Here is a 4,324-nt window from a genome sequence, read left to right as displayed (position 1 = left end):
TATATACTTGTCCTTTTGGCGTTAAATATACCACCCTAGGATTTGTTATATTGTGAGTATCTACAATATGCTTATATGTGTCATATATAGGTTGAGGAGTCATTAACATTCCTGCCCCTCCACCAAACTTGCTACTACCATGTTTATTATGAATTCATCAATTCTAAGGGCTGAATTTACTAAAAATCCTATTAATACAACTGGTATTACAACAAATACTAAAATGTTCGTTCTTTTCTTTAATCTATATCCTATTGCTCCTAGCATATATCCCAGTGAAAATAACATTAAACCACTTATAAACCTACTAAATATAGCTTTTATAAACCACATAAAAATTATATCTGGATTTTTCATTTCCATATCAGCTATTTGTATCCGCATAGGGATATCACCAATTAAAGTTACTTCTTTATGTGTAATTACTTCTGTTAATATTTTTAAGCCAACTTCTAAAGTGGTTGAAAATACAACCATAAATGAAGACATTATTATAGCCCATACAGCAAAAGCCTTTAATAAATTTTTTCTGTCTCCTTTTATACTAATGGCACCAGAAAAATTCCTTAATATAAACATAATACCAGCAATAAAGCAAAACATACTGCTAAAAGCAGTTGCTTGACTATACATATTTATAGTTCTATCAAAACCTGGTTCCAACGCCATATATATATTAGATACAGCTGTAAGTCCTTGATTTATAAGTATTATAATTGAAAGTATTAATATCATTTGTAAAGAATCTCTTTTTATAAAATTAAAATACGGATTATTTCTCATATAAAGCCTCCTCTTTTTTATTCATGTTTATAAATAAATCTTGGAGACTCATTTTATCTAACTCTATGTCTGAGTTTTCTATTATACTTAAATCTTCATCATTCAAATCTCCATAATAAGCACACATTTTGTTATTTCCAAAAACTTTTACTAAAATCATTTCTGGTAAGATTGATAATTTATTTAAATCTTCTCTTTTTCCACTTATATAATAAGATCTTTCTTTTAATTCATCTATGTAATCATTTACTTTTATTTTTCTATCTGCAATCATTATTACTTTTTCTAAAAGCTCTTCTACTTCATTTATTAAATGAGTTGAGATAATAATAGTTCTGTTTTTATTCATATAAGATTCTAATAATATGTTATAAAACTCTTGTCTATTAACTGCATCTAACCCTATGGTCGGCTCATCAAAAATAGTTATTGGTGCATTAGAACAAATTCCAATATAAATATTAATATTTGTATAATTAGTAAATTTTTCACTAGATACATTTAAATTTTTTCTGCTATAAACGTTTTCTAAAGTATAGTATCCTTCTTCAACAATATCACTTTCCATTTCACTCGCCATCTAGGAGTACCTAACTCAAAAATTAATATACACGCTATTATTAAACTACTTAATATCCTTTTAAAATCTTTCCCCATACATTCCCTCCTAATAATATTTTCAGAACTATTTGTAACTTTTTGTCACCTTAATAATAGTTCAATTTCTAATTAGTGTCGATATTGTAATTATTTATTTTAAAGGATATCAATAAAAATAAAGCACCCTTAAAGATGCTTTATTTTTATTAATATCCTTTTTCTATTTCAACTTTATTATCTGGTTCTTTATTAGAAGTAAACTTTTTCAAATTATTATAAAACAAATTAAAACTTCTTAAAGAGTTTTGCTCTGATACCCATGAATTATGAGGTGTTATTATTATATTATCCAAGTCCCATAACTTACTATCTTCACATAAAGGCTCTTCTTGAAAAACATCTAGAGCTATGCCTCTAAGCTTATGAGCATATTCTATTAAATCATCTTCATCTACAATTTTTCCTCTTCCAACATTAACAAATGATGATCCTTCTTTCATAAGTTTAAACTTTGATTTATCAATAAGTTTATATGTTTGTTTCGTTGACGGAATAGTACTTATTACTATATCGCAATTTATAAATACTTCATCCATATCTGATGTTGAAAAACATTTATCAAAATATTTTACACTTCTACCATCTGTATTACATCCCCATATTTCTACACCAAAAGCTTTTAATCGCTTTGCACCTTCCAATGCTATAGTTCCAGTTCCTAAAAAACCAATTTTTTTCCCATAAATTTCAGAAACACTATAGTCACATGTCCATCGTTTTTTATATTGCTTATTATAAAACGCTTTAGTATTTTTATATATTTGCAAAACTGTAGATACAATCCATTCTGCAATAGGAATGCTATATCCACCTTTGTTATTACATAAAATAATATTTCTATCCATGATTTTATCTATTGGAACCTGATCAAATCCTGTACTGCCTAACTGTATGTACTTTAAATTTTTCATTTTTGAGATATCTAATTTTTCAAATGAATTATAAGTTACTAATATATCTATAGATTCTAACTCTTCATCTGTCATTTTATCTAAAGTAGATTTTTTACCTTCACTATTAAAGGTAACCTCATATCCTAAATCCCTTATTCTATCAAATTCTTCTTCACTAAACTTAAGTGTAAATAATACTTTAATAGCAATCCATCTCCTTTCAACTGAACTAAAAATTTCTGTACCTTTATAATATATTCTACACATTAAAAAAAATCACCTTTATAACACAATTAAAAAATCCTTCAAAAATATTTTTGAAGGATTGATCTATGTGAACAAATAAATACAAATTAAATTATAATTAATATTTGTTTGTTACATTTATTTTGTCCATTTTAATGATGATTATGTTATTTCAACATTTAGTGATTTAAAGTTTGACCCGACTTTAAAGCCTTTCTTTCTTGGATTAAATTGTAAACTAATTTATTTAAAGTCCAGTCTATAGTTGTATCTGTCACCACTGCACTCATAGGTCTAGTAATTTTCATTTTCTTTAAACTGTCTAAGAATCCATTAATTTTTAATTGAGCAATATTATTAAAAATTATGGCTTTATTTGTCCAAACTTCTTCATTGTCATCAGACATATTATCGTTCAGTATATCTTTTATAGTAGTTTTTCCATTTTTACTATCTACAAAAATACAATCTTTTATTCCTACTAATCTTCCTATATTTTTAATCATGCTTGATTCTTTTTTATTAAAATTAACTATAATTATGCAACTTCTATCATGAATATTGCTTATTGAACTTTGGTTTAATTTTTCAAATGACATTGTTCCTCCTATTTTATGTAGCTTCTACGCTAATTTTACCAGATTCCATTTTTTTATCCATTCTATAGTGTGAGTATATAGTGAAAATTCCACTTAATATTAATATTAAATAATACATAAATCCACCATATAAGAATACAGCATATCCTAGCAATGTTTGTGGGAATACTCGCTTAAATATAGTAAAGAAAGCTAACTCATTAGCTCCAATATTCCCCGGAGTTGGTATTGGTGATATAGCCATATATAAATATACTTGTAGAGTCATTAAATAAATAAAGCTATGTCCGTTTAAGTTAAATGCTTTATATATCCAATAAGCAACACTAAAATAACAAGATATCTGTATTATAGTTAGGCTTACAGTAATAATAAGTAATTTTTTATTTTTCATAAAAAATTTAATAGACTCTGTATATTCTTCTATAAATGAATCTATTTTTTCTTCCTTAGATTCTAAAAATTTAAATAATTTAAATTTTAATAAATATCTTACAACTTTGTGACCTATTTCCTTTATTTTTGATGTATTTATAATTGCTAAAAATCCGATTATAAATGTAAACAAATTTACTGCCAACCCTAACATCACAAAAGGCATAACAGTTCTCAAATCATACTTTAATTTATTTGCATTCATAAAAATGAATATTGTGCAATAAATTGTAATTACTACTTGATAAAGTATAGTTTTATTAGTTATTATTCCCGTTGCCTTACTTAGTGGCACTTTATATTTACTTAGTACATATATTTGAATAGGTTGACTACCAGATGCAAATGGAGTTACTAAGTTATAATAAAACCCCATTATAGCTAGTTTAAAACCTACAAATGAACTCTTCAATTTATGTTGTTCATTAATTATTATTTGCAATATTATCCCCTCAAGAATAATATAAAGCAAAATTACTACTCCTCCAACTAATAAATACTCCTTTTTTACCATAGCAATAACACTAGACAACATACTTATGTCTAAACTTTTTAAAACTAGATATATAGTTATTACCATTAAACATAGTAAAAATACATATCTTAGGAAAGTTTTCTTTTTTTTATTATCCATAGTTATCTCCCAATTTTTTGTTTTTTATATTATAAGTATACAACATAATTATAAAATAATAATATTAAGATTTT

Annotated in this window: 5 protein-coding genes and 1 pseudogene; all 6 read right to left on the bottom strand. The window is 25.5% G+C overall.

Features of this window, described 5'->3' with window-relative positions; genetic code table 11:
• A pseudogene (locus NSA58_RS20900) lies at positions 1-130 on the bottom strand (tRNA (guanosine(37)-N1)-methyltransferase TrmD); the annotation flags it as partial.
• Entirely contained in the window at positions 103-783 is a 681-nt protein-coding gene (locus tag NSA58_RS16705) for a hypothetical protein (protein WP_257560712.1), read from the bottom strand. The gene NSA58_RS16705 and the pseudogene NSA58_RS20900, both read right to left, overlap by 28 nt.
• A complete protein-coding gene (locus NSA58_RS16700; protein WP_074429838.1) occupies positions 773-1,351 on the bottom strand; it encodes an ATP-binding cassette domain-containing protein in 579 nt (192 codons plus the stop codon). The genes NSA58_RS16705 and NSA58_RS16700 overlap by 11 nt, the downstream gene beginning before the upstream one ends.
• 238 nt (positions 1,352-1,589) lie before the next feature.
• Positions 1,590-2,603, bottom strand: a complete 1,014-nt coding sequence (locus NSA58_RS16695) for a phosphoglycerate dehydrogenase (protein ID WP_079764836.1) — start codon at positions 2,601-2,603, stop codon at positions 1,590-1,592.
• Between the two features lie 158 nt (positions 2,604-2,761).
• On the bottom strand, positions 2,762-3,181 hold the full coding sequence (locus NSA58_RS16690) for a DUF3783 domain-containing protein (RefSeq protein ID WP_039679342.1): 420 nt from the start codon (positions 3,179-3,181) through the stop codon (positions 2,762-2,764).
• 13 nt (positions 3,182-3,194) lie between these two features.
• Positions 3,195-4,250 carry a lysylphosphatidylglycerol synthase transmembrane domain-containing protein gene (locus NSA58_RS16685; protein WP_039679341.1) on the bottom strand — a complete coding sequence of 352 codons (1,056 nt, stop codon included), beginning with the start codon at positions 4,248-4,250 and terminating at the stop codon, positions 3,195-3,197.
• Positions 4,251-4,324 lie beyond the last annotated feature (74 nt).

This window comes from Terrisporobacter muris (assembly GCF_024621905.1).
Taxonomy (GTDB): Bacteria; Bacillota; Clostridia; order Peptostreptococcales; family Peptostreptococcaceae; genus Terrisporobacter; species Terrisporobacter muris.
Note: the sequence above shows the minus strand (reverse complement) of the source record. Positions and strands in the feature narration are given on the sequence as shown.